The sequence below is a fragment of the Metallococcus carri genome (assembly GCF_011440275.1).
GTDB lineage: Bacteria > Actinomycetota > Actinomycetes > Actinomycetales > Dermatophilaceae > Metallococcus > Metallococcus carri.
In genome coordinates this window covers 334,778-355,237 of record NZ_JAAOIV010000001.1, presented here as the reverse complement: position 1 = coordinate 355,237, position 20,460 = coordinate 334,778, and the positions used below count along the sequence as shown (strand labels likewise).

The following is a 20,460-nucleotide window of genomic DNA, read 5'->3' as shown; positions in this document are numbered from 1 at the left end:
TACAGATGTGGTGGCCGTCACAGTAGTCGATAAGCTACCGATCGGTAATGAAAGCGGCGAAAGGCCAATATCATGACCACCACGCTCGAGCGGACCACCCAGCTGGACGACGCGACGTCACGTCGGTTGCTGATCTCCAGCGTCAAGCAGGCGTATGACCCCGAGGTCGATATCGACTGGACCGCACCGCTGGTGGAGGGCCGGTTCTTCATGCAGCCCGAGCGGATGTCGCTCTTCGGCACCCCCACCTGGGAGCGGCTCACCGACGAGCAGCGGATCGAGATGTCCCGTCACGAGGTGTGTTCGATCGCCGGCGTCGGCATCTGGTTCGAGCTGATCCTGATGCAGATGGTGGTGCGCGACCTCTACGACGACGACCCGCGCTCGGAGCGGATGCAGTACGCGTTGACCGAGCTCGGTGACGAATGCCGCCACTCGGTGATGTTCGGCAAGTTCATCGACCGGTGCGGCGTCGACTACCACCGCCCACCGGTCTGGATGGACAAGCTCGGCGCCCTGTTCCGCACCATCGGCTTCGGCGCCAGCGCGTATGCCGCGATCCTCGTTGCCGAGGAACTGCTCGACCGCTGGCAGCGCGAGCTGATCAAGGACGACCGGCTGCAGCCGTTGGCGCGGATGGTGGCGCGCATCCACGTGCTGGAGGAAGCACGGCACATGACCTTCGCGCGCGAGGAGATCGAGCGCACGGTGCCGACCCTCAACCCGGTCGCGCTCACCTACCACCAGTCCGTGCTCGCCCAGACCGCCGCCGTGATCGCGCGCGGCATGGTCAACCCGCAGGTCTACGCGAGCGTCGGACTCGACCCGCGGGCCGCGCGACGCGAGGCGATGCGCAACCCGCACTACCACGAGACCTTGCGCTGGATGGGCGAGCGGGTGACCGGCTTCCTGGATGAGCACGGGCTGATCGGGCCGCACACCCGCTGGGAGTACAAGGCCGTCCATCTGATGTGATCGGGCCATGATCGGCTTCGTCGGCCTCGGCGCCATGGGGTCGGCGATGGTGGCGCGGCTGCGCGCCGCCGGTCACGACCCGCTGGTCTGGAACCGCACGCCGCGGGCGGTCGCGGGTGCGCGGGTCGCCGGGTCAGTCGGCGAGCTCGCGGCCACCTGCGCGGTCGTCCTCAGTTGCGTGCTCGACGACGACGCGGTGCGATCGATTGCGCTGGGCGAAGGCGGCATGGCCTGGGTGGCGCGCCCCGGTCAGGTCTTCATCGAGCACGCCACCTGTTCGCCCGAGGTCACCCGCGAGGTCGCCCAGGCGTATGCCGACCGCGGCGCCCGCTATCTCGACGCGCCGGTCACCGGCGGCGTCGCTGGGGTCGAGGCCGGCACCCTGACCGCGATGGTCGGCGGCGACGCGGACGCCCTCGCGCGGGCGACGCCCGTGCTGGAGGCGTACTGCGCCACGGTCGTCCCGGTCGGCGGCACCGCAGCCGGCGTCACCCTGAAGCTGGTCAACCAGATGCTCGTCGCGTCGCACACGGCCTGCGCCGCCGAGGCGGCAGCCGTGCTCGACCGCGCCGGGATCGGTCCCGACGCGGCCGAGGAGGTGCTCAGCAGCGGGTTCGCCGACAGCGCGATGCTGCGCCGTCACCTGCGCGCTGCGATGACGGGCGGCAACCCGGATCGCGGGACGCCGATTCGCTTGCTGGACAAGGACATTCGGCTCGCGTCCGCGGCGACCGAGGTGCCGTTGACGATGACACCGGCCGCCGCACGGGTGGTGCGCACCGCCCTCGACGCCGGGCTCGCCGACGCCGACTGGGCCGCCCTGCGGAGCGGCTACGACCGGCCTACTTCTTGACCATCCCGTGCGGGTCGATGACGTACTTCTTGGCCGCGCCCTTGTCGAAGTCGGCGTAACCCTCCGGCGCCTGGTCCAGGCTGATCACCGTGGCGTTCACCGCCTTGGCGATCTCCGCCTTGCCCGCGAGGATCATGTTCATCAGCCCGCGGTTGTACCGCTTCACCGGGCACTGGCCGGTCGCGAAGGAGTGCGACTTGGCCCAGCCGAGCCCGAGCCGCATGCCGAGCGTGCCCTCCTTGGCGTTGTCGTCCGCGGCCCCGGGGTCGCCGGTGACATACAGCCCCGGTATGCCGATGCCCGCACCGGCACGCGCGACCGTCATCGCGTCGTTGAGCACGGTGGCCGGTGCCTCGTCGGCGCCCTCACCGTGACCGCGCGCCTCGAAGCCGACGGCGTCGACCGCCGCGTCCACCTCGGGCTCGCCGGTGATCTTCTCGATCTGGTCGACGAGCTCCCCGTCGGAGGACAGATCGACGGTCTCGCAGCCGAAGCTGCGTGCCTGCGCGAGTCGTTCGGCGTTCATGTCACCGACGATCACGACCGACGCGCCGAGCAGCTGCGCCGAATAGGCGGCGGCCAGGCCCACCGGGCCCGCGCCGGCGACATACACCGTCGACCCGGTGCGGGTGCCTGCCGTGTACGCCCCGTGATAGCCGGTGGGGAAGATGTCGGACAGCATCGTCAGGTCGAGGATCTTGTCCAGTGCCTGGTCCCGGTCGGGGAAGGGCAGCAGGTTGAAGTCGGCATACGGCACCATCACGTAGTCCGCCTGCCCGCCGATCCAGCCGCCCATGTCGACATACCCATAGGCCGCGCCCGCTCGCGCGGGGTTGACGTTGAGGCAGATGCCGGTCTTGCCCTCGTTGCACATCCGGCAGCGCCCGCAGGCGATGTTGAACGGCGTCGAGCAGATGTCGCCCTTCTTGACGAAGAGCACGTCCTCGCCGACCTCGACCACCTCGCCGGTGATCTCGTGGCCGAGCGTCTGACCGACCGGGGCGGTGGTGCGGCCGCGCACCATGTGCTGGTCGGAGCCGCAGATGTTGGTGGTGACGAGCTTGAGGATCGCGGCGTGCGGCGCCTTCTGCGCGATGCCGAAATGGCTCGCGACTTCCTTGGGGATCTCCAGCTTGGGGTAGTCGATGGACTCCACGGCGACCTGTCCGGTGCCCTTGTAAACCACGACGCGGTTGTCGGTCATGCTGCTCACTCCTTGACGGTGGAGCCGAGCCGATGTGACCCAGCTCACATTCGACGCTAGCTGGCCCGGCTCACAGAAACCAGGGTCGAGCGACCGGTCCTCGGACATCCGGGGACGATTTGGCAGGATTCCCCTCATGGAACAGCGCCCGTCCGGCTGGTATGACGACCCCGATGACCCGACGCTGTTGCGGTATTGGGACGGCATCCTGTGGTCCGACCGCACGATGCCCAAGGTCAAGCCCGGCCTGGACCGGTCCTCGATCGGCACCCCGCCGCCGCCGAGCGCGCAGCAGGAGCCGGTCGGGCAGTGGCCGGCCCCGCACCAGCAACAGCCGTGGCCCGGTATGCCGCAGCGGCCCGGTCCGCAGTCACGTCAGGTCGCGCGCACGCCGGATGGGGCGGAGTTGTCCGGCTGGTGGCGGCGGGTGTTCGCCCAGATCATCGACAACCTGATCACCTTCACCATCGCGATCCCGCTGGGCTGGGTGTGGTTCCAGCCCTGGGTGCGCGGTTATCTGGACTGGACCGATCAGGTGATGAGCCAGGCGGGCAAGGGCGGCAGGATGCCGGCCCAGCCGGACGACCTGCTCGTCTTCCCCTGGCAGGTCATCGTGATCGCCGCGGTGGTGGCGATGGTCTACGACGTCGTGCTGACCCACACGACCGGCCGCACGGTCGGCAAACTGGCGACCGGCATCCGGGTGCGCAGCGAGGCCTCGCCGGCGCCGCCGTCGTGGGGCCACGCCGGCATCCGCAGCCTGGTCAAGCTCGGCACCAACCTGCTCGGCGCCGTGCCGGTGCTGAGTTTCGTCGCGGCGATCGCGCAGCTCGTGGACTATCTGTGGCCGCTGCACGACCCCAAGCGGCAGGCCTGGCACGACAAATTCGCCAAGACCTATGTGGTGCGGGGCGACCCGCCGCGCTCAGTCCGCTGAGCCGGCGGCGACGATCCGGCCGCGGCATTCGCCGAGGCCGATCCGCCCGCCGTCGGTGCCCGGCGCGGTCGCGGTGAGCACGACCTCGTCGCCGTCCTGCAGGAAGGCGCGCTCCGAGCCGTCGGCGAGTCGCAGCGGCTGCTGGCCGCTCCAGGTGAGCTCGAGCAGTGACCCGCGCTGGCCGGGTTCGTCACCGCTCACCGTGCCGGAGGCGAACAGGTCGCCAGGACGCACGCTTGCACCGTTGACGGTGAGGTGGGCGAGCATCTGGGTGGGCGACCAGTACATCGAGCCGTAGGGCGGCCGCGAGATCACCTCGCCGTTCAGGCGGACCTCGATCTGCAGGTCCAGGCCGAAGAGCCGATCACCGCGCAGGTAGGGCAAGGGCTGCGGATCCTGCTGCGGCAGAGAGGTTTTCGCCGCCGCCAAGGCGTCCATTGGAGTGATCCACGCGGACAGCGAGGAGGCGAAGGATTTGCCGAGGAACGGGCCGAGCGGCACATACTCCCAGGCCTGGAGGTCGCGCGCCGACCAGTCGTTGAAGAGTCCGACGCCGAAGAGATGGTCGTCGGCCGCGTCGACCGACAGCGGCTGGCCCATGCGGGTCTCGCCGCCGGTGACGAAGCCGAGTTCGGCCTCGATGTCGAGGCGGATGCTCGGGCCGAAGACCGGCGCCGGGTCCTGGGGGCCCTTGCGCTGACCGGCCGGGCGCACCACATCGGTGCCGCTCACCACGATCGTGCCGGAGCGGCCGTGGTAGCCGATCGGCAGGTGCTTCCAGTTGGGGGTGAGCGCGTCGCCGTCGGGGCGGAAGATCCGGCCGACATTGTTGGCGTGCTGCTCGCTGGCGTAGAAGTCGACATAGTCGCCGACCTGCAGCGGCAGATGCAGCCGCAGTTCGCCGAGCGGCACCAGGTGGCGCAGCACCGTGTCTCGTCGCGTCTCGTCGGCCAGCGTGGCGCGCAACCACTCCCGGGCCGCGGTCCAGGACGAACGGCCCTGGGCCACAAAGGGATTCAGCGAGTCGCTCTGCCAGGCGACGGTCCAGCGCTCCCCGCCGGCGCTCTGCGCGAGGCCGCCCAGATCGATCGCGTGATCGCCCAGGCGGGCCACCACGTGCGGGGCGCCGGTCGAGGTGGAGGCCACGCCATACGGCAGGTTGTCCAGGCCGAAGAGCTCGGTGACGGGCAGGTCGGTGCTCACTCAGGTGGTCCCTTCGACAGTGTCCAGGTGCAGGCGGCGGATCTCCGCGATCGGGTCGGTGACCTCGCAGCAACCGTAGGAGGCGAAGGCCGAGCGCACGCGCACGGGATCGGTGATCGAGCGGATCCGTTCGACCACGATGGCCTCGGAGCGCTCGTCGAGCAGGGCGGCGGCGTCGTGCGGGTCGGTGCCGTCCTGCAGCGCAGCGGTGGCGGCGATGACGTTGAGGAAGCCGAACTCGCGGCCCTCGCCATCACCGTGGCTGACCGCGAAATGCAGTCCGCCGGTGAGCCGGAACCTCAGCCCTCCGGCGAGGCTGGCGGCGATGAAGGCGGCGAGCTGCTCGGGGCTGGGCACCGGGATGTCGGGTGTGGCGCCGGTGCGCAGTTTGCCGGCGACCGAGCCGCGGTGCACAGCGAGCGCGGCCAGAGGCGTCAGATCGCCCGCGGCGAGCTCGACCGACACCGGGACCGCGAGCTCGAGGGCTGCCTCCCAGCCGGGCGCGTGGCCGAGCTGGATCCCGGAGAGCGAGTGAAGCTGGTGTGCCGCAACTGTTTTCGCGGCGTCGAGGATCTCGTCGCACGGCGTGCCGGGACGGCCGACCACCACGATCGGCAGGGGGTGGGTGGCGCTCAGCGCCTCGGCGACCAGGCGCGGCGGCACGAGCAGCGGGCCGACATAGGTCTCGTCGTCGCGGCCTGCGCGATCCAGTCGCCGGGCGATGGCGTCGACCAGGGGTGCATTGCCCGGAGGGAAGACGGCGGCGTCGTCGAAGAGCGTGGCGAACAGCGGTGGCGCCGGCGTTGACATGGCCCACACCGTACTGAATGCTGAGAGCGAAAACCAATACGTGCCCGTCCGATAATCGGACGCTTTGGAGGTCACCGTGGCGTTCTACCGCGCGCAAGGCAGCATCCCGCCGAAGCGGCATACCCAGCACCGCACGCCCGAGGGTGACCTCTACTTCGAGGAACTGATGGGGGAGGAGGGCTTCTCCTCCGACTCCTCGCTGCTCTACCACCGCTTCATCCCCTCGGCGATCGAGGATGCCGCCGACTGGGACCTCGGTGAGGCGCTGCGCACAACGCCCAACCACCCCCTGCTGCCGCGTCACCTGACGCTGCACGATCTGTTCGACGACACCAGCACGGACGTCGACGTGGTCACCGGGCGGCGGCTCGTGCTCGGCAACGGCGATGTGCGGATCTCGTATGTGGTCGCCGACGTCGCCAGCCCGTGGTACCGCAACGGCATCGGTGACGAGTGCGTGTATGTCGAGCGTGGCGGCGCCCGCGTCGAGACCGTCTTCGGCGCGTTCACCGTGGGCGAGGGCGACTACCTGGTGATCCCCCGCGCGACGACACACCGCTGGCTGCCGCTGGTCGAGGGCGAGGAGGGCTACACCGAGCCGCTGCGGGCCTACTGCATCGAGGCGAACAGCCACATCACCCCGCCGAAGCGGTATCTGTCGCGCTTCGGGCAGTTGCTCGAGCACGCGCCATACTGCGAGCGCGACCTGCGCGGACCGGAGGGCCCGCTGCTCGCGGAGCACATCGGCGCGGACCCGAGCGAGTCGACGCCGGTCTTCATCAAGCACCGCGGTGCCACCGGCATCGTCGGCACGATCTACACCTATCCCTTCCACCCGCTCGACGTGGTCGGCTGGGACGGCTGCCTCTATCCCTATGCCTTCAACGTGAGCGACTTCGAGCCGATCACCGGGCGGGTGCATCAGCCGCCGCCCGTGCACCAGGTCTTCGAGGGACAGAACTTCGTCATCTGCAACTTCGTGCCGCGCAAGGTCGACTACCACCCGCTGTCGATTCCGGTGCCCTACTACCACTCCAATGTCGACAGCGACGAGGTCATGTTCTACGTCGACGGCGACTACGAGGCGCGCAAGGGCTCGGGCATCGGCAAGGGCTCGATCAGCCTGCACCCGGGCGGGCACGCGCATGGACCGCAGCCGGGCGCCTACGAGAAGTCGATCGGCGTCGAGGCCTTCGACGAGCTCGCGGTCATGGTCGACACCTTCCGGCCGCTGGAGCTCGGCGAGGCCGGCACCGCGGTCGACGACGGCAAGTACGCCTGGTCCTGGATCGGTGGCCGCCGCGGCTGACGAACTTCGGGTGAACTCTCCCACCGTCGCCACCGCAGGGATGCCGTTCCCAGCCTCGGCCGCTAGCGTCGGGCGGTGGTCCGCGGAGGGGCGGGCCGCACTTCCTATCCCCGAGGAGCCCGCATGTCTCACCCCAGCATCCGCACTGCCGCCAGCCGCCGGCAGGTGCTCGCGATGGCGATGGTCGGCGGCGCCGGCCTGACCGGCCTCACCGCCACCGGCGCCGAGGCCGCCCCGACGACGACCGGCAACGACCTGCTGCTCACCGTGCTCGGCACCACCGACCTGCACGGCAATGTCTACAACTGGGACTACTTCAAGAACGCCGAGTATGACGACAAGGCGCACAACGACATCGGCGCCGCCAAGGCCGCCACGCTGATCAAGGCGGTGCGTGCCGAGCGCGGCGCGGCCGGCTGCCTCACCCTCGATGCCGGCGACACCATCCAGGGCACCCCGCTCGCCTACTACTACGCCAAGATCGACCCGATCAGCGCGAGCGTGAAGCACCCGATGGCCCTTGCGATGAACGCCATCGGCTACGACGCGGCCGCCCTCGGCAACCACGAGTTCAACTACGGCCTGGACATCCTGCGCACCTTCCAAAGCCAGCTGAACCACCCGCTGCTGGGCGCCAACGCCCTGGACTGGAACACCGGCCAGCCGGTCTTCCCGTCATACCTCATCAAGACCGTGACGGTGCCGGACCGCAAGCCGGTCAAGGTCGGCATCGTCGGCCTGGTCACCCCCGGTGTCGCGATCTGGGACAAGGCGAATGTCGAGGGCAAGGTGAAGTTCAACGGCATCGTCGAGCAGGCGAAGGTCGTCATCCCGCAGGTGAAGGCCGCGGGCGCCGATGTCGTCATCGTCTCCTGTCACTCCGGTGCCGACACCTCCAGCTCGTATGGCGACGCGCTGCCCTACCCGGAGAACGCGAGCACCCTTCTGGCACAACAGGTTCCGGGCATCGACGCGATCCTGGTCGGTCACGCGCACCGGGAGATCCCGCAGCGCTATGTCACCAACGAACAGACCGGCAAGCAGGTGCTGCTGTCCGAACCGCTCTACTGGGGCATGCGCGTCACGGTGATGGACCTGCAGCTGAAGAAGGTGCGCGGACAGTGGCAGGTGGCGACGGCGACCGCGACCTTGCTCAACGCCAACACCGCCGGCGAGGACCCGGCCGTGGCGAGCGCGGTGCGCAGCGAGCACGAGAAGGTGCTCGGCTATGTGAACAGCGTGATCGGCACCTGCACCCAGGAGATGACCGGCGCGACGGCCTGCTGGGAGGACTCGGCAGCCGTCGACCTGATCAACCTGGTGCAGGCGCAGGCGGTCAAGGCCGGCCTGGCCGGCACCGCCGACGCGAACACGCCGGTGCTGTCGATCGCCGCGCCGTTCAGCCGCACCGCGCGGATCCCGCAGGGCGATGTCACCGTGCGCGACGTGGCCGGCCTCTACATCTACGACAACACCCTGCTCGGCATCAGGTTCACCGGCGCGCAGGTGAAGGCCTATCTGGAGAAGTCCGCGGAGTACTTCAAGCAGGTGCCGAACGCCGGCCCGCTGCCGTCGTCGCAGGTGACCAACGCGGTGACCCCGACCGCGCCGAATGGCACGCCGGACTACAACTACGACGTCATGGGTGGTCTGGACGCGCGGCTCACCTACGACATCGACCTGTCGGTGCCGGCCGGCAACCGGATCCGCAACCTCGCCTATGGCGGCGCCCCGGTCGCGGACGGTGACTCCTTCGTCATCGCGATCAACAACTACCGCCAGTCCGGTGGTGGCGGCTTCCCGGGCGTGACGACCGCGCCGGTCGTCTACAACCGGCAGGCGGAGATCCGCCAGCTGATCATCGACTGGGTGACGGCGAACAAGGTCATCGACCCGCCGAGCTTCCACACCATCGACTGGCGGATCGTCTACGGCACCACCCCGATCACGGTGACCGCCTGATCTCAACACTGGTAGGACGCCCGGACGGCGGACGTGGGCCTAGCGTGATCGGGTGACCCACGCCCGCCGTCCTGCTGTTGTCGACCTGCTGATCGTCGGGGCGTTGCTGGCGCTGATGATCCTCGCGGTGCCGCGCATTCCCGCACACGGTGACGGCCGTGCGCCGGACTGGTTCGCTGCGGTGCTCGGGGCCATCGCCTCGCTGGCGCTGCTCCTGCGCCGGGTCAACCCGTGGGCGATGGTCCTCGGCGTCGGTCTGGCCCTGTCGGTCTACCTGGCCCTCGGGTATGCCGGCAGCCCCGCTCTGCTGCCGGCGATCGTCGCGGTCGTCGGCTTCGGTCTGGAGCGACCGCGACGGGAGCTGTATGCCGTCACCGCGGCGTACGCGGTGGCCTTCGGCCTGTGGTCGGTCGTCCGGATGCCGTCGGTCGAAATCGGCCAGGTCGCCGGGGTCATCATCTGGGCCGTCGGTGCGGCGCTGCTGGCCGACGTGCTGCGCAGCCGCACCGAACGCCGGCGCTCGGCGGAACGCGAGGCGGCGGCCGCCCGGCAGCAGGCGCTCGCCGACCAGCAGCTGGCCGTCGCCCGCGACCTGCACGACACGATCGGCCACCAGCTGACCGTGATCCACGTGCAGGCCGCCGTGCTCGAGCGCACCGCCCCCAGCGAGGCCGCCTCGGTGATCCGGGCGAGCGCCGCCACCGCCCTCGACGAGCTGAACGAGATCGTCCGTTCGATGCGGGCCCAGGCGGCCACGACCGTCGCCCGTCACGGCGTGACCGACCTGCCGCACCTCGTCGAGGACGCCCGGCGCGGTGGGGTGAACGTCGACCTGCGGATGCCGTCGCAGCTGCCGCCGATCCGCACCGAGGTCGACGTCGCGGCATACCGCCTGGTGCAGGAGGGCCTCACCAATGTGTTGCGCTATGCCGCCGGCGCGGACGTGGAGGTCACCGTTGTCGCCGGTCGCGAGTTGCGAATCACGGTGTCCGACAACGGAACCCGCGACAGGGAGACCGCAGCGATCAGGGGTGCCGGCCACGGGTTGAAAGGGCTCGCGGAGCGGGTGACGGCCACGGGTGGGACCGTGGACTTCGGGCCGCGCGCCGCGCGTGGCTTCCGGCTCGACGGACGGTGGGGGAGCGGATGGCAGGCGTGATCCGGGTGGTCGTCGCCGACGACCAGGAGCAGGTGCGCCGCGGCTTCGTCGCGCTGCTCGGGCTCGAGCCGGACCTGCAGGTCGTCGGCGAGGCGGCCGACGGGCTCGCCGCCGTCGGTGCGGCGTCGCGCACCCGGCCCGACGTCGTGCTGATGGACATCCGGATGCCCGGCATCGACGGCCTGGAAGCCACCCGCCGGATCCTCGCCGATCCCGACCTCGGTGGCACCCGGGTCATCGTGCTCACCACCTTCGATCTGGACGAATACGTCTTCGCGGCGCTGAGCGCGGGAGCGAGCGGCTTCCTGCTCAAGCACACCGACCCGGCCGAGATGGTGCACGGCGTGCGCGTGGTCGCCCGCGGCGACGCGCTGCTGTCACCGAGCGTGACGCGCACCCTGATCGGGGCCTTCGCCTCCCGGCCGAGTGCTGGGCACGCGGATCCGGCATACCGCTCGCTGCTCACCGAGCGCGAGGCGGAGGCGGTCGCCCTCGTCGCGGCCGGTGCCTCCAATGCCGAGATCGCGGGGCAGTGGTTCGTCAGCGAGGTGACCGTGCGCACCCACGTCAGCCGGGCGATGACCAAGCTCGGTGCGCGCGACCGCGCCCAGCTCGTCGTGCTCGCCTACCAGCACGGGCTCGCCCAGCCGCCTCAACATCCGCAGTAGGCCGATCTCAACGGCGCGCGGACGGCCGCGGCGTCGATCCGCAGCAGGCTGATCGGTATGACGACAGCCATCGAGGCGGACGGCCTCACCAAACGCTACGGACGACGCACGGTCGTGGACCATGTCTCCTTCGACGTGCCGGCCGGCACCGTCTGCGGACTGGTCGGCCCGAACGGCGCCGGCAAGACCACGGTCATGTCGATGCTGCTCGGCCTGGTGCGGCCCACCGAGGGCCACGCCCGCCTGCTCGGGCAGCCGGTCGGTGGCCGCAGGGCCAACCCGGTCGGCGCGCTCATCGAGGCGCCGGCCTTCCACGCCGCGCTGTCCGGCCGGGCCAACCTGACCCAGCTGGCGATCCTCGGCCGGCACGACCGCCGCGCCGTCGAGGCCACGCTCGAGACGGTCGGCCTCGCCGAACGGGCGGACGACCGCTACCGCACCTACTCCCTCGGCATGAAGCAGCGGCTCGGCATCGCCGCGGCGCTGCTGGCCGACCCGGCGATCGTGATCCTCGACGAGCCGACCAATGGCGTCGACCCGCAGGGGATGCGCGACATCCGCGGGCTGATCGGCCGGATCGCGCGCGAGGACCGCACCGTGCTGGTGTCCTCCCACCTGCTCGCCGAACTCGAGCATGTCTGCGACCACCTCGTCGTGCTGGACCACGGCGGCTGCCGGTTCGCCGGACCGATCGGCGGGCTGCGCGGCGAACGCACCCAGCTCGTCGCCCGCACCACCGACGCGACCCGGCTGCCCGAACTGCTCGATCTCGCCCGCCGTCTGGACCCGGCGGCCGACTCCGATGCCGCGACCGCCAGCGTCACGATCGGCGCCGACCGGCCGGACGAGATCGCGGTGCGATGGCAGCGCGAGTCCGCCGCGGCCGGCATACCGCTGGCCGAACTGTCCCAACGCCGAGCCACTCTCGAGGATTCGGTGCTCCGTCTCGTCACCCCGAAGGACGCCGCATGATCACCGCTTACCGGGCCGAACTGGCCCGCATCATCACCGCCCGCACCCTGGCCGTCGTCGCGGCGATCACCGTGCTCTACGCGACGCTCGTGCCGTGGGCGCTCGTCGCGAACGCCTCGCCCCGTCCCGGCCGTGGCCTGAGCCTGATCGAACTGTCCGCCGCCGGTGGCGGGACCACCACGATCGCGCGGGCGGCGTCGTTCTCCTCGGTGCTGTTGCTCGCGATCTTCACCGCGGTGTCGGCGAACGACTTCCAGCGCGGCACCTTCCGCGCGGCGCTGCTGCACCACCCGCGGCGGTTGTCGCTGATCGGCGGGCAATTCCTCGCCCGGCTCACCCTGCTCGCCGGCTGGGTGCTCGCGCTGTATGCCGTCGGCTGGGTCGCGACCCGGCTGATCGCGCCGCACTACGGCGTCGACACCTCGGCCTGGCTGACCGGTCAGAGTTGGCGCGATGCCGGCAGCGACGTCGCGCGGACCTTCGGCTTCGCCGCCGGCTGGGCCCTGCTCGGCACCACCCTCGGCGTGCTCACCCGCTCGGTCGCGATCGGCCTGGCGGTCGGTGTCGCCTGGGCCGGGCCGATCGAGAATGTCATCGGCGACCAACTGTCCTTCGGCGAGCGGTGGTTCCCGGGGCTGCTGCTGCGCTGGCTGTCAGCGCCGGACATGGCACCGGTCGGGCAGACCGCGACCCTCACCACCCTCGCGGCGTATGCCGCGGTCTGCGCGGGGATCCTCGCGCTCGCGGTCAGCCGCCGCGACGTGACGAGTTGACGGTCAGTGGGCGACGACCGGGGTGCCGGTGAGGCCGACGCCCCGGTTGCGCAGCTGGGTCAACGCGGCGGCGGTGCTGGCGGACGCCACCCCGGCGGTGAGGTCGAGCAGCACCGTGGTGGTGAAACCTTCCTGCGCGGCGTCCAGGGCGGTGGCCCGCACGCAGTGGTCGGTCGCGATGCCGACCACATCGACCGCCTCGATCTCTCGCTCCCGCAACCAGTCCGCCAGGCTCCTCCCGTCGGCATCCGCGCCCTCGAAACCGCTGTAGGCCGCCGCGTGCTCGCCCTTGCGGAAGATCGCCGCCGACCGCTCGATCGCGGGCACCACGGCGGGATGGAAGTCGGCGCCGGGGGTGTCCACCGCGCAGTGCTTGGGCCAGGAGTCCACGAAGTCCGGCTGCTGCGACCAGTGCGCGCCCGGATCGATGTGCCAGTCGGCCGTCGCCACGATCGCCGCATAGTCGCCACCCTGGCGTTCGGCATACCGGCTGATCGCGGCCGCGACGTCGGCGCCGCCGGCGACCGCGAGCGAACCGCCCTCGCAGAAATCGTTCTGGACGTCGACGACGATCAAGGCCTTGCGCATGCTCGACAGGGTAAGCCGGATCACGGCTGGAACCGCGGGAATGAAGTGGGGATCCCAGCGGTGACCTTGCTATCCTAACGATTCGGCAACGAACGATTCGGCGGGATTCGACAGGAGTGGTGCACGTGCTGGCCGAGCTGTTGTTCGACCCGCGTTCACGTATCGCTTCCGATGCGGCCGCGCAGCCCGCCTACGGTCTGCGCATGGTGCGCCGCGGCCTGGTGGGCAGTGTTCTGGTCCTCCTGGGTTCGTTCCTCACCGCGGTGCTGCCGGCCTCGACCCCGCTGATGCACTTCCCGCCGGTTGACCTGCTGCGCTCCCATGTCGCCGGGCGCATGCTCGGGCTGGTCGTGGTGCTCGTCGGGCTCTCCCTGCTCGCGGCCGCCTGGCTCGGCGTATGCCGGCATGTGCGCGGCCTCGCCGCCGACGCCGGGGTGCGGTTCGCCCGGCTCGCTGCACTCATCTGGTGCCTGCCGCTGGTGATCGCGCCGCCGTTGTTCTCCCGCGACGGGTGGTCGTATGCCGCTCAGGGCGTCCTCGTGCACCGGGGCATCTCGCCGTATCAGAACGGACCAGCGGTGCTGGACGGCCCGATCATCGAGGCGGTCGACCCACGCTGGATGTACACCCCGGTGCCCTACGGGCCGATCCCGTTGTCGGCCGGCAACTTCTTCGCCAGCCTCACCGAGCGGCCCTACCTGCTGGTCATCATGCATCGGCTGGTCGCGCTCGCCGGGCTGGTCCTGCTCGCCTGGGCGCTGCCCCGTCTGGCTCGGCTGGCCAAGGGCGACCCTGCGCTCGCCACTGCCGTGGTGCTCGGTTGCCCGCTGGTGCTCGCCAACGGCGTCGGCGGCCTTCACAACGACCTGCTGATGGTCGGCCTGATGGCGGTGGGGCTCGCGCTCGCCGCCGAGGGCCGATGGGTCTGGGGCCTGGTGCTCGCCGGCCTGGCCGCGGGGGTGAAGGCCCCCGGCGGACTGGTGGCCATCCCGATCGTGCTGATGAGCCTGCCCGCCGGCTGCTCGATGGCGCGCCGGGTCGGCCGGCTGGTGCTCGGCGCTGTGATCTCGATCGGTGCGCTGGTCGGTGTCGGCTATGCGACCGGACTCGGCGTCGGCTGGATCGCCGCGCTCACCGTGCCGGCCAGCGTGACGACGCCGCTGTCGATCACCTCGCTGACCGGCGGCATGCTCGACTGGTTCGCCTCGTTGCTGGGTCTGCAGCTCGCGCCGGACACCCTGCTGCAAGCCGTTCGCGACGCCGGCACGGTCCTCGCGCTCGTCCTCGTGGTGGCGATCGGGCTGCGCGCGCGCACCGGCGACCGGGCCGACGCGGTGCGCACGGCGGCCCTCGTCTGCGGCGGTTTCGTGCTGCTGTCGCCGACCGTGCACCTGTGGTACCTGATGTGGGCGCTGCCCTTCCTCGCCGCGCTGCCGCTGCGCCGCCCGCACCTGGTGGGTGTGCTCGCGATGGCGCTCATCGGCGGGCTGATCGCGCCGCTGGATTCGTCGCTGCACGGCGCCTACGCGACCATCGCGGTCGGCAGCATCGTCGCGGCGATCGCGGCCTACACCCTGCTCGCCACCCCGGGCGGTCGCGACCGGTTGCTGCGGATCGCCGCCTATCCGGTGCGCGAGCGCGCCGAACAAACCGTCTGAGTCAGTCCTCGTAGACGGTCGGGATCACCGGCTCGCCCCGCGACATCTGCCGGGCCGCGGGCGGCAGCTCCTCGAACGAGGCCGTATGCCGGGCTCGCGCGCCCTGCAGATCCGCGTTCTCGACCCGTTGGCCGTCGCGCACCAGCGGGATGACGAGCGACCGGTCATCGGTGTCGCCCTGCGCCGGATCGCCGATGCCGATGACCTCGGCCCGCGCGACACCGTTCTCGAGGCGGCGCAGCGCGTACTTGCGGCCACCGACCGACTGCTTGTCCTTGCTCTTCTTCGCCACCCCGACCATCTGCCCGTCGGCGTCCTCGCGCTGCACCAGCTTGTAGACCATGCCTGCGGTCGGCGCGCCGGAGCCGGTGACGAGTGAGGTGCCGACGCCGTAGACGTCGACCGGGCCGGCCTGCAGGGCCGCGATGGCGTATTCGTCCAGATCGGAGGTCACCACGATGCGGGTCTTGGTGGCTCCGAGCGAGTCGAGCAGGGCGCGCACGTCCTGGGCCTGCTGCAGCAGGTCGCCGGAGTCGATCCGCACCCCGCCGAGGTGCGGACCGGCCACCTCGACCGCGAGCCGCACCGCCTTCGCCACGTCATAGGTGTCGACGAGCAGGGTGGTGTTCTGGCCGAGCGCCGCCACCTGCGCCTCGAAGGCGGCGCGCTCGTCGTCGTGCACGAGAGTGAAGGAGTGCGCCGCGGTGCCGCTGGTCGGCACGCCGTAAGACCGGCCGGCCTCGAGGTTGGAGGAGGTGCCGAAACCGGCGATATAGGCCGCCCGCGCCGCCGCGACGCCGGCCCACTCATGGGTGCGCCGCGAGCCCATCTCGATGCACGGCCGCCCGGCTGCGGCGGCGGTCATCCGCGAGGCGGCGGCGGCGATCGCGCTGTCGTGGTTGAGGATCGACAGCACCAGCGTCTCCAGGATGACGCCCTCGGCGAAGCTCGAACTCACCTGCAGCACAGGGGAATTCGGGAAGTAGACCTCACCCTCGGCATATCCCTCGATGTCGCCGGAGAAGCGGTATGACGCGAGCCAGTCGATCGTCGCGTCGTCCACGACCCGGGCGCGGCGCAGATGCTCCAGCTCGGCCTCGCCGAACCGGAAATGCTCGAGCGCGTCCAGCAACCGGCCGGTGCCGGCGAGCACCCCATACCGCCGCCCGTCGGGGAGGCGACGGGCGAAGACCTCGAAGACGCTGCGGCGGTGCGCGGCGCCGCTGCGCAGCGTCGCCTCCAGCATGGTCAGCTCGTAGTGGTCGGTCAGCAGGGCCGTCGAGGCGGCCTGAGCGGCACTCGTGTCGATGCTCACGGCGTTCACCTTAGGGTGGAGGGCGTGTCCGTTGCTCCTCCCGACCAGGACCTGTCCCTCGATGAGTCGACCGACGTCGAGGCGACCAACCTGACCGACTCCGGCTGGGTCACGATCGTGTGGAACGACCCGGTCAACCTGATGAGCTATGTCTCCTGGGTGTTCCAGACCTACTTCGGATATTCGCGCGAGAAGGCCGAGCAGCTGATGCTGCAGGTGCACCAGGACGGCAAGGCGGTGGTGTCGCACGGCACCCGCGAGCGGATGGAGACCGACACCGCGGCCATGCACTCCTACAGCCTCTGGGCGACCTTCAGCAGGGACGCGTGATGGCCGAAGCCTTCCGCCGCAAGGGAGACCAGATCCTTGGCCGGATGGCCGCCGAGGAGCGCGCGGTCGTCATCGACCTGCTCGAGCAGACCGCCGAGGTGCTCGCGCCGCCGCAACGGGCCGAGACCGGGGATGCGTTCACCGACCTGGTGGCGTCGATGGGCGAGAAGCATGACCCCGAGGAGGTCGCCGAGCGCGACCCGGTGCTGCGTCGCCTGCTGCCCGACGGTCACCGGGAGGACTCCGAGGCCGCGCGCGAGTTCCGCGACGCCACCGAGGGGTCGCTGCGGCGACAGAAGTCTGAGCTGTTGCACCGCGCCATCGACGCGCTCTCCGGCATACCGGAGAAGGACGACAAGGTGCGGCTGACGACCGAGGAGGCGGTCGCGCTGATGCGGGGCCTCGCCGACGTGCGCCTCGCGCTGGGGGAGCGGCTCGAGCTGCGCACCGACGAGGACAGCGAGGAATTGCACCGCCGGCTGATGACCGCGCCGGACGTGCCCGACGACCCGCGTCTCGTGCTCGGCCTCTACTACGACTTCCTCACCTGGTTGCAGGAGTCGTTGACCCTCGCCCTGATGCCCCGATAGAAAGTCGTGCCATGAGCGACGCCGTGCAGGATCACTATCCCGACGAGACCGCGTGGTGTTATGGCTGCGGCCGACTCAACGCCGACGGCTTGCACGTCCAATCCCGTTGGGAGAGTGACGAATCCGTCGCCCGGCATACGCCGGACGACAAGTACATCGCGATCCCCGGATTCGTGTATGGCGGTCTGCTCGCCTCGCTCATCGATTGCCACGGCACGGGCACGGCGGCGCTCGCGGCCTACCGCGCGGCCGGGCGCGAGCCCGGCACCCAGCCGCCGCTGCGCTTCGTCACCGCCTCGCTGCAGGTCGACTTCCTCGCGCCGACCCCGCTGGGCGTCGAGCTCGTGCTGCGCGCCCGGCCGGTCGAGGTCAAGGAACGCAAGGTCGTCAGCGAGATCGAGCTGTTCGCCGGTGACCAGGTCACCGTGCGGGGGCGCGTCGTCGCCGTGCTCGCGCCGGACGCGATGTTCGAGCGCTGAGCCGGATCGCCGCCTCGCGCGGTGTCGGCGGGCCCATAGAATCGGGCCATCATGAGCGCTGACCCCACCTCCACCCCGCCCCGCCTGCGCGTCGCGCCGTCGCCCACCGGTGACGTGCACGTCGGCACGGCATATATGTCGATGTTCGACCTCGCCTTCGCCCGCAAGCACGGCGGCGCGTTCGTGCTGCGCATCGAGGACACCGACCAGAAGCGGCTGGTCAAGGGTGCCGAGCAGGGGATCTACGACGGGCTGTCGTGGCTCGGGTTGCACTGGGACGAGGGCCCGGACATCGGCGGGCCGTACGCGCCCTACCGCCAGTCCGAGCGGCTCGGCACCTACCGGCCGTATGTCGAGCAGCTGCTGAAGCAGGGCGACGCCTACTACTGCTGGTGCTCGGCCGAGCGCCTGGCCGAGATGCGCGAGCGGCAGCAGAAGACCAAGCAGCCCACCGGCTACGACCGCCTCTGTTACGGCAAGACCAAGGAGGAGCGGGCCGAGCTGCCGGGCTTCACCGACCAGCCGGTGGTGCGGCTGTTCGTTCCCGACGATGTCGACCTGTTCTGGGACGACCTGATCATGGGTCGCTCGTCCGGCCCTCGCCCGGACGACCAGGTCATCCTCAAGGCGGACGGCTTCCCGACCTACCACCTGGCCGTCGTCGTGGACGACCACGAGATGGCGATCACCCATGTCGTGCGCGGCCAGGAGTGGATGTCGTCCACCCCCAAGCACACCCTGCTCTACCGCAAGCTCGGGCTGACCCCGCCGCTGTATGCGCACATGCCGCTGCTGCTGGAGAAGAGCAAATCCAAGATCTCCAAGCGCAAGAACCCCTGGGCGCGGCTGTCGTGGTTCAAGGAGCAGGGCTATCTGCCCGAGGCGGTGATGAATTTCCTTGCGCTGCAGTGCTATCCGCCGATCATCGAGGCCGACGGCAGCGAGCGCGAGGTCTTCACCTTCGCCGAGTTCACCGACGGCTTCGAATGGTCGAAGGTCAAGCGCTCCGGGGCGATCTTCAACCTGGAGAAGCTCAACTGGCTCAACGGGCACTACATCCGCGAGCTCGAGGTCGGCGACTTCTGCACCCGGTTGCTGCCCTATCTGCACGCCGACGGTGTGCTGCCGGTGCATCCCTCGCTGCCCGAGCTCGGCCGGCTGCAGGAGATCGCCCCGCTCATCCAGACCCGGATGGAGTTGTTGTCCGAGGCGGCGCCGCTGGTGCGCCCGTTCTACACCCCGGATGACGCGCTGCCCATCGCCGACGACGCTCGCGCGCAGTTGAAGGATGGTGCCAAAGACGTTCTCGCAGCGGCGATTTCGGCGCTCGAGCCGATCAGTGGCGCCATCGGCGGGCCGCTGGGTGATGGCCGGGAGTGGACCGCGGAGCGGATCGAGTCGGCGTTGCGCGAGGCGATCGTGGACGGCCTCGGCATCAAGCCGCGGCTCGCGTTCGGCCCGCTGCGCACCGCGATCTCCGGGCAGCGGGTGTCGCCGCCGCTGTTCGAGTCGATGGAGATCCTCGGCAAGGCCTCGACCATGCGCCGGTTGCAGCGCCTGCACGACGACTTGTGAGTCCGTTGCGAGCAGTCCTGCTCGACATCGACGACACCCTCCTCGACACGACATCGGCGATGCTCGCCGGTGGCCGGGCCGCGATGGCGGCGGTCTGGCCGGGTCACGAGCCGCAGTGGTATGCCGACGCCTCTGCCCGTTTCCGGGTCGACCCAGGCGGCTTCTTCCGCCGCTACACCGCAGGGGAGTTGGACTTCGAGCAGATGCGCGGCGCCCGGCTCGCCGAGGTGGCCGAGCACGTCGGCGAGGAGGTCCCCGACGGTGCGCTCACGGTATACGAGAATGCCTTCCGTCCGGCCTTCCACGACGCGCAACGCGTCTACCAGGACGTGCCTGACTTCTTATCCCGTTGCGCGACAGCGGGACTCGCCGTCGGCGCGCTGACCAACTCGTCGGCGGACGCGACTCAATTGAAGTTCGACGCCCTCGGCATCCGGGAGTGGTTCCAGGTGGTGGTCACGCGTGACACGCTCGGCTTCGGCAAGCCGGACGCGCGGGTGTTCGAGCATGCGTGTGCAGCCCTCGGAGCAGCTCCCGAGGAGACTGCCTATGTCGGCGACGAGCTGGTGTCGGACGCGCTCGGAGCCCGCGATGCCGGCCTGGTGTCCTGGTGGCTGCGCCGGCCGCGGGGGAGTGAGGCGGCAAGCGTGCCCGACCACTCGGCGCCGGACCTGGCACCCAACGGCGTGCGCATCGCGCGCACCCTCGCCGACATCCCATTACACCCGTAGTAGAGCTCTCCGGCTGTTATAGCGACCACTTTCCCGTGGCGACGCCCTCGATTTGGGGGCGCGGTGCCGGACCGGTAGAGTTCCTCCTCGGTTCGCCCCTCGAAGGCCGCCCGCGGCGCGCGAGGAGTGATACCCCCTTGGGGTATGGTGTAATTGGCAGCACGACTGATTCTGGTTCAGTTAGTCTAGGTTCGAGTCCTGGTACCCCAGCGCTGTCGCCCGGCGCTCGTGCAGCACCGGACGATTCGGAGAAATCCTCGCCAGCAGGTAGGGTTTCTCCTCGCCGCGGCCCCGTTGTGTAGCGGCCTAGCACGCCGCCCTCTCAAGGCGGTAGCGCGGGTTCGAATCCCGTCGGGGCTACGTAGAGCG

20 protein-coding genes and 2 tRNA genes are annotated in these 20,460 nt (G+C 70.3%); 17 read left to right on the top strand and 5 right to left on the bottom strand.

Features of this window, described 5'->3' with window-relative positions; genetic code table 11:
- The first annotated feature begins 72 nt into the window (after window positions 1–72).
- Window positions 73–975, top strand: a complete 903-nt coding sequence (locus G9U51_RS01765; protein ID WP_166192174.1) for an AurF N-oxygenase family protein — start codon at window positions 73–75, stop codon at window positions 973–975.
- A 7-nt stretch (window positions 976–982) separates the two neighbouring features.
- The gene (locus G9U51_RS01760) at window positions 983–1,828 is read left to right on the top strand and encodes an NAD(P)-dependent oxidoreductase (protein WP_166192171.1); all 846 of its coding nucleotides are present in this window, start codon (window positions 983–985) and stop codon (window positions 1,826–1,828) included.
- Here the strand turns inward: G9U51_RS01760 and fdhA are convergent.
- Complete coding sequence (gene fdhA / locus G9U51_RS01755; protein WP_166192168.1) at window positions 1,818–3,032, bottom strand: formaldehyde dehydrogenase, glutathione-independent; 1,215 nt, start codon at window positions 3,030–3,032, stop codon at window positions 1,818–1,820. The two genes, G9U51_RS01760 and fdhA, sit on opposite strands and share 11 nt — an antisense overlap.
- Window positions 3,033–3,168: 136 nt before the next feature.
- On the opposite strand from fdhA, the gene G9U51_RS01750 reads away from it, so the two are divergent.
- Window positions 3,169–3,969, top strand: coding sequence for an RDD family protein (locus G9U51_RS01750; RefSeq protein WP_166192165.1), 801 nt, complete (start codon window positions 3,169–3,171; stop codon window positions 3,967–3,969).
- On the opposite strand, the gene fahA is transcribed toward G9U51_RS01750, so the two are convergent.
- Both fahA and G9U51_RS01740 read right to left on the bottom strand, forming a co-directional pair.
- Entirely contained in the window at window positions 3,958–5,172 is a 1,215-nt protein-coding gene (gene fahA / locus G9U51_RS01745; protein ID WP_166192162.1) for a fumarylacetoacetase, read from the bottom strand. The two genes, G9U51_RS01750 and fahA, sit on opposite strands and share 12 nt — an antisense overlap.
- The gene (locus tag G9U51_RS01740) at window positions 5,173–5,982 is read right to left on the bottom strand and encodes a hypothetical protein (protein WP_166192159.1); all 810 of its coding nucleotides are present in this window, start codon (window positions 5,980–5,982) and stop codon (window positions 5,173–5,175) included. It abuts the gene before it with no gap.
- Between the two features lie 76 nt (window positions 5,983–6,058).
- Here G9U51_RS01740 and G9U51_RS01735 point away from each other — a divergent pair, with 76 nt between their 5' ends.
- The 6 genes from G9U51_RS01735 (at window position 6,059) to G9U51_RS01710 (ending at window position 12,825) form a co-directional block, all read left to right on the top strand.
- Window positions 6,059–7,291, top strand: coding sequence for a homogentisate 1,2-dioxygenase (locus G9U51_RS01735; protein WP_166192624.1), 1,233 nt, complete (start codon window positions 6,059–6,061; stop codon window positions 7,289–7,291).
- Between the two features lie 123 nt (window positions 7,292–7,414).
- Window positions 7,415–9,253, top strand: a complete 1,839-nt coding sequence (locus tag G9U51_RS01730) for a bifunctional metallophosphatase/5'-nucleotidase (RefSeq protein WP_166192156.1) — start codon at window positions 7,415–7,417, stop codon at window positions 9,251–9,253.
- 52 nt (window positions 9,254–9,305) lie between these two features.
- Complete coding sequence (locus G9U51_RS01725; protein ID WP_166192153.1) at window positions 9,306–10,412, top strand: sensor histidine kinase; 1,107 nt, start codon at window positions 9,306–9,308, stop codon at window positions 10,410–10,412.
- Entirely contained in the window at window positions 10,400–11,080 is a 681-nt protein-coding gene (locus G9U51_RS01720; RefSeq protein WP_207947909.1) for a response regulator, read from the top strand. Before G9U51_RS01725 ends, G9U51_RS01720 begins: the two co-directional genes overlap by 13 nt.
- A gap of 57 nt (window positions 11,081–11,137) precedes the next feature.
- Complete coding sequence (locus G9U51_RS01715; protein WP_166192150.1) at window positions 11,138–12,052, top strand: ABC transporter ATP-binding protein; 915 nt, start codon at window positions 11,138–11,140, stop codon at window positions 12,050–12,052.
- Window positions 12,049–12,825 carry a hypothetical protein gene (locus G9U51_RS01710; protein WP_166192147.1) on the top strand — a complete coding sequence of 259 codons (777 nt, stop codon included), beginning with the start codon at window positions 12,049–12,051 and terminating at the stop codon, window positions 12,823–12,825. The genes G9U51_RS01715 and G9U51_RS01710 overlap by 4 nt, the downstream gene beginning before the upstream one ends.
- A 3-nt stretch (window positions 12,826–12,828) precedes the next feature.
- On the opposite strand, the gene G9U51_RS01705 is transcribed toward G9U51_RS01710, so the two are convergent.
- A complete protein-coding gene (locus G9U51_RS01705) occupies window positions 12,829–13,413 on the bottom strand; it encodes an isochorismatase family protein (protein WP_166192143.1) in 585 nt (194 codons plus the stop codon).
- A gap of 125 nt (window positions 13,414–13,538) precedes the next feature.
- On the opposite strand from G9U51_RS01705, the gene mptB reads away from it, so the two are divergent.
- Window positions 13,539–15,071, top strand: a complete 1,533-nt coding sequence (gene mptB, locus G9U51_RS01700) for a polyprenol phosphomannose-dependent alpha 1,6 mannosyltransferase MptB (protein WP_166192140.1) — start codon at window positions 13,539–13,541, stop codon at window positions 15,069–15,071.
- 1 nt (window position 15,072) lies between these two features.
- Here mptB and G9U51_RS01695 read toward each other — a convergent pair whose 3' ends face one another.
- On the bottom strand, window positions 15,073–16,317 hold the full coding sequence (locus G9U51_RS01695) for a nicotinate phosphoribosyltransferase (RefSeq protein ID WP_235945378.1): 1,245 nt from the start codon (window positions 16,315–16,317) through the stop codon (window positions 15,073–15,075).
- Between the two features lie 93 nt (window positions 16,318–16,410).
- Between G9U51_RS01695 and clpS the strand changes: the two genes are divergently transcribed.
- The 7 genes from clpS to G9U51_RS01660 all read left to right on the top strand — a co-directional run bounded on the left by clpS (window position 16,411) and on the right by G9U51_RS01660 (window position 20,451).
- Complete coding sequence (gene clpS, locus G9U51_RS01690; protein WP_166192134.1) at window positions 16,411–16,716, top strand: ATP-dependent Clp protease adapter ClpS; 306 nt, start codon at window positions 16,411–16,413, stop codon at window positions 16,714–16,716.
- Window positions 16,716–17,306, top strand: coding sequence for a DUF2017 family protein (locus G9U51_RS01685; RefSeq protein ID WP_166192131.1), 591 nt, complete (start codon window positions 16,716–16,718; stop codon window positions 17,304–17,306). Before clpS ends, G9U51_RS01685 begins: the two co-directional genes overlap by 1 nt.
- 11 nt (window positions 17,307–17,317) lie before the next feature.
- Window positions 17,318–17,785 carry a PaaI family thioesterase gene (locus G9U51_RS01680; RefSeq protein ID WP_166192129.1) on the top strand — a complete coding sequence of 156 codons (468 nt, stop codon included), beginning with the start codon at window positions 17,318–17,320 and terminating at the stop codon, window positions 17,783–17,785.
- Window positions 17,786–17,836: 51 nt separating this feature from the next.
- The gene (gltX, locus tag G9U51_RS01675) at window positions 17,837–19,360 is read left to right on the top strand and encodes a glutamate--tRNA ligase (protein WP_166192126.1); all 1,524 of its coding nucleotides are present in this window, start codon (window positions 17,837–17,839) and stop codon (window positions 19,358–19,360) included.
- A complete protein-coding gene (locus G9U51_RS01670; protein ID WP_166192123.1) occupies window positions 19,357–20,091 on the top strand; it encodes an HAD family hydrolase in 735 nt (244 codons plus the stop codon). The genes gltX and G9U51_RS01670 overlap by 4 nt, the downstream gene beginning before the upstream one ends.
- A 138-nt stretch (window positions 20,092–20,229) precedes the next feature.
- A tRNA-Gln gene (locus tag G9U51_RS01665) sits at window positions 20,230–20,301 on the top strand.
- A gap of 77 nt (window positions 20,302–20,378) precedes the next feature.
- Window positions 20,379–20,451: transfer RNA gene (locus tag G9U51_RS01660), tRNA-Glu, on the top strand.
- The last annotated feature ends 9 nt before the right edge of the window (window positions 20,452–20,460 follow it).

Coding starts and splice junctions, on each gene's coding strand:
- G9U51_RS01765 (WP_166192174.1), top strand. CDS start 73: ATGACCACCACGCTCGAGCGGACCACCCAGCTGGACGACGCGACGTCA.
- G9U51_RS01760 (WP_166192171.1), top strand. CDS start 983: ATGATCGGCTTCGTCGGCCTCGGCGCCATGGGGTCGGCGATGGTGGCG.
- fdhA (WP_166192168.1), bottom strand. CDS start 3,032: ATGACCGACAACCGCGTCGTGGTTTACAAGGGCACCGGACAGGTCGCC.
- G9U51_RS01750 (WP_166192165.1), top strand. CDS start 3,169: ATGGAACAGCGCCCGTCCGGCTGGTATGACGACCCCGATGACCCGACG.
- G9U51_RS01740 (WP_166192159.1), bottom strand. CDS start 5,982: ATGTCAACGCCGGCGCCACCGCTGTTCGCCACGCTCTTCGACGACGCC.
- G9U51_RS01730 (WP_166192156.1), top strand. CDS start 7,415: ATGTCTCACCCCAGCATCCGCACTGCCGCCAGCCGCCGGCAGGTGCTC.
- G9U51_RS01720 (WP_207947909.1), top strand. CDS start 10,400: ATGGCAGGCGTGATCCGGGTGGTCGTCGCCGACGACCAGGAGCAGGTG.
- G9U51_RS01715 (WP_166192150.1), top strand. CDS start 11,138: ATGACGACAGCCATCGAGGCGGACGGCCTCACCAAACGCTACGGACGA.
- G9U51_RS01710 (WP_166192147.1), top strand. CDS start 12,049: ATGATCACCGCTTACCGGGCCGAACTGGCCCGCATCATCACCGCCCGC.
- G9U51_RS01705 (WP_166192143.1), bottom strand. CDS start 13,413: ATGCGCAAGGCCTTGATCGTCGTCGACGTCCAGAACGATTTCTGCGAG.
- G9U51_RS01695 (WP_235945378.1), bottom strand. CDS start 16,317: ATGCTGGAGGCGACGCTGCGCAGCGGCGCCGCGCACCGCCGCAGCGTC.
- G9U51_RS01685 (WP_166192131.1), top strand. CDS start 16,716: ATGGCCGAAGCCTTCCGCCGCAAGGGAGACCAGATCCTTGGCCGGATG.
- G9U51_RS01680 (WP_166192129.1), top strand. CDS start 17,318: ATGAGCGACGCCGTGCAGGATCACTATCCCGACGAGACCGCGTGGTGT.
- gltX (WP_166192126.1), top strand. CDS start 17,837: ATGAGCGCTGACCCCACCTCCACCCCGCCCCGCCTGCGCGTCGCGCCG.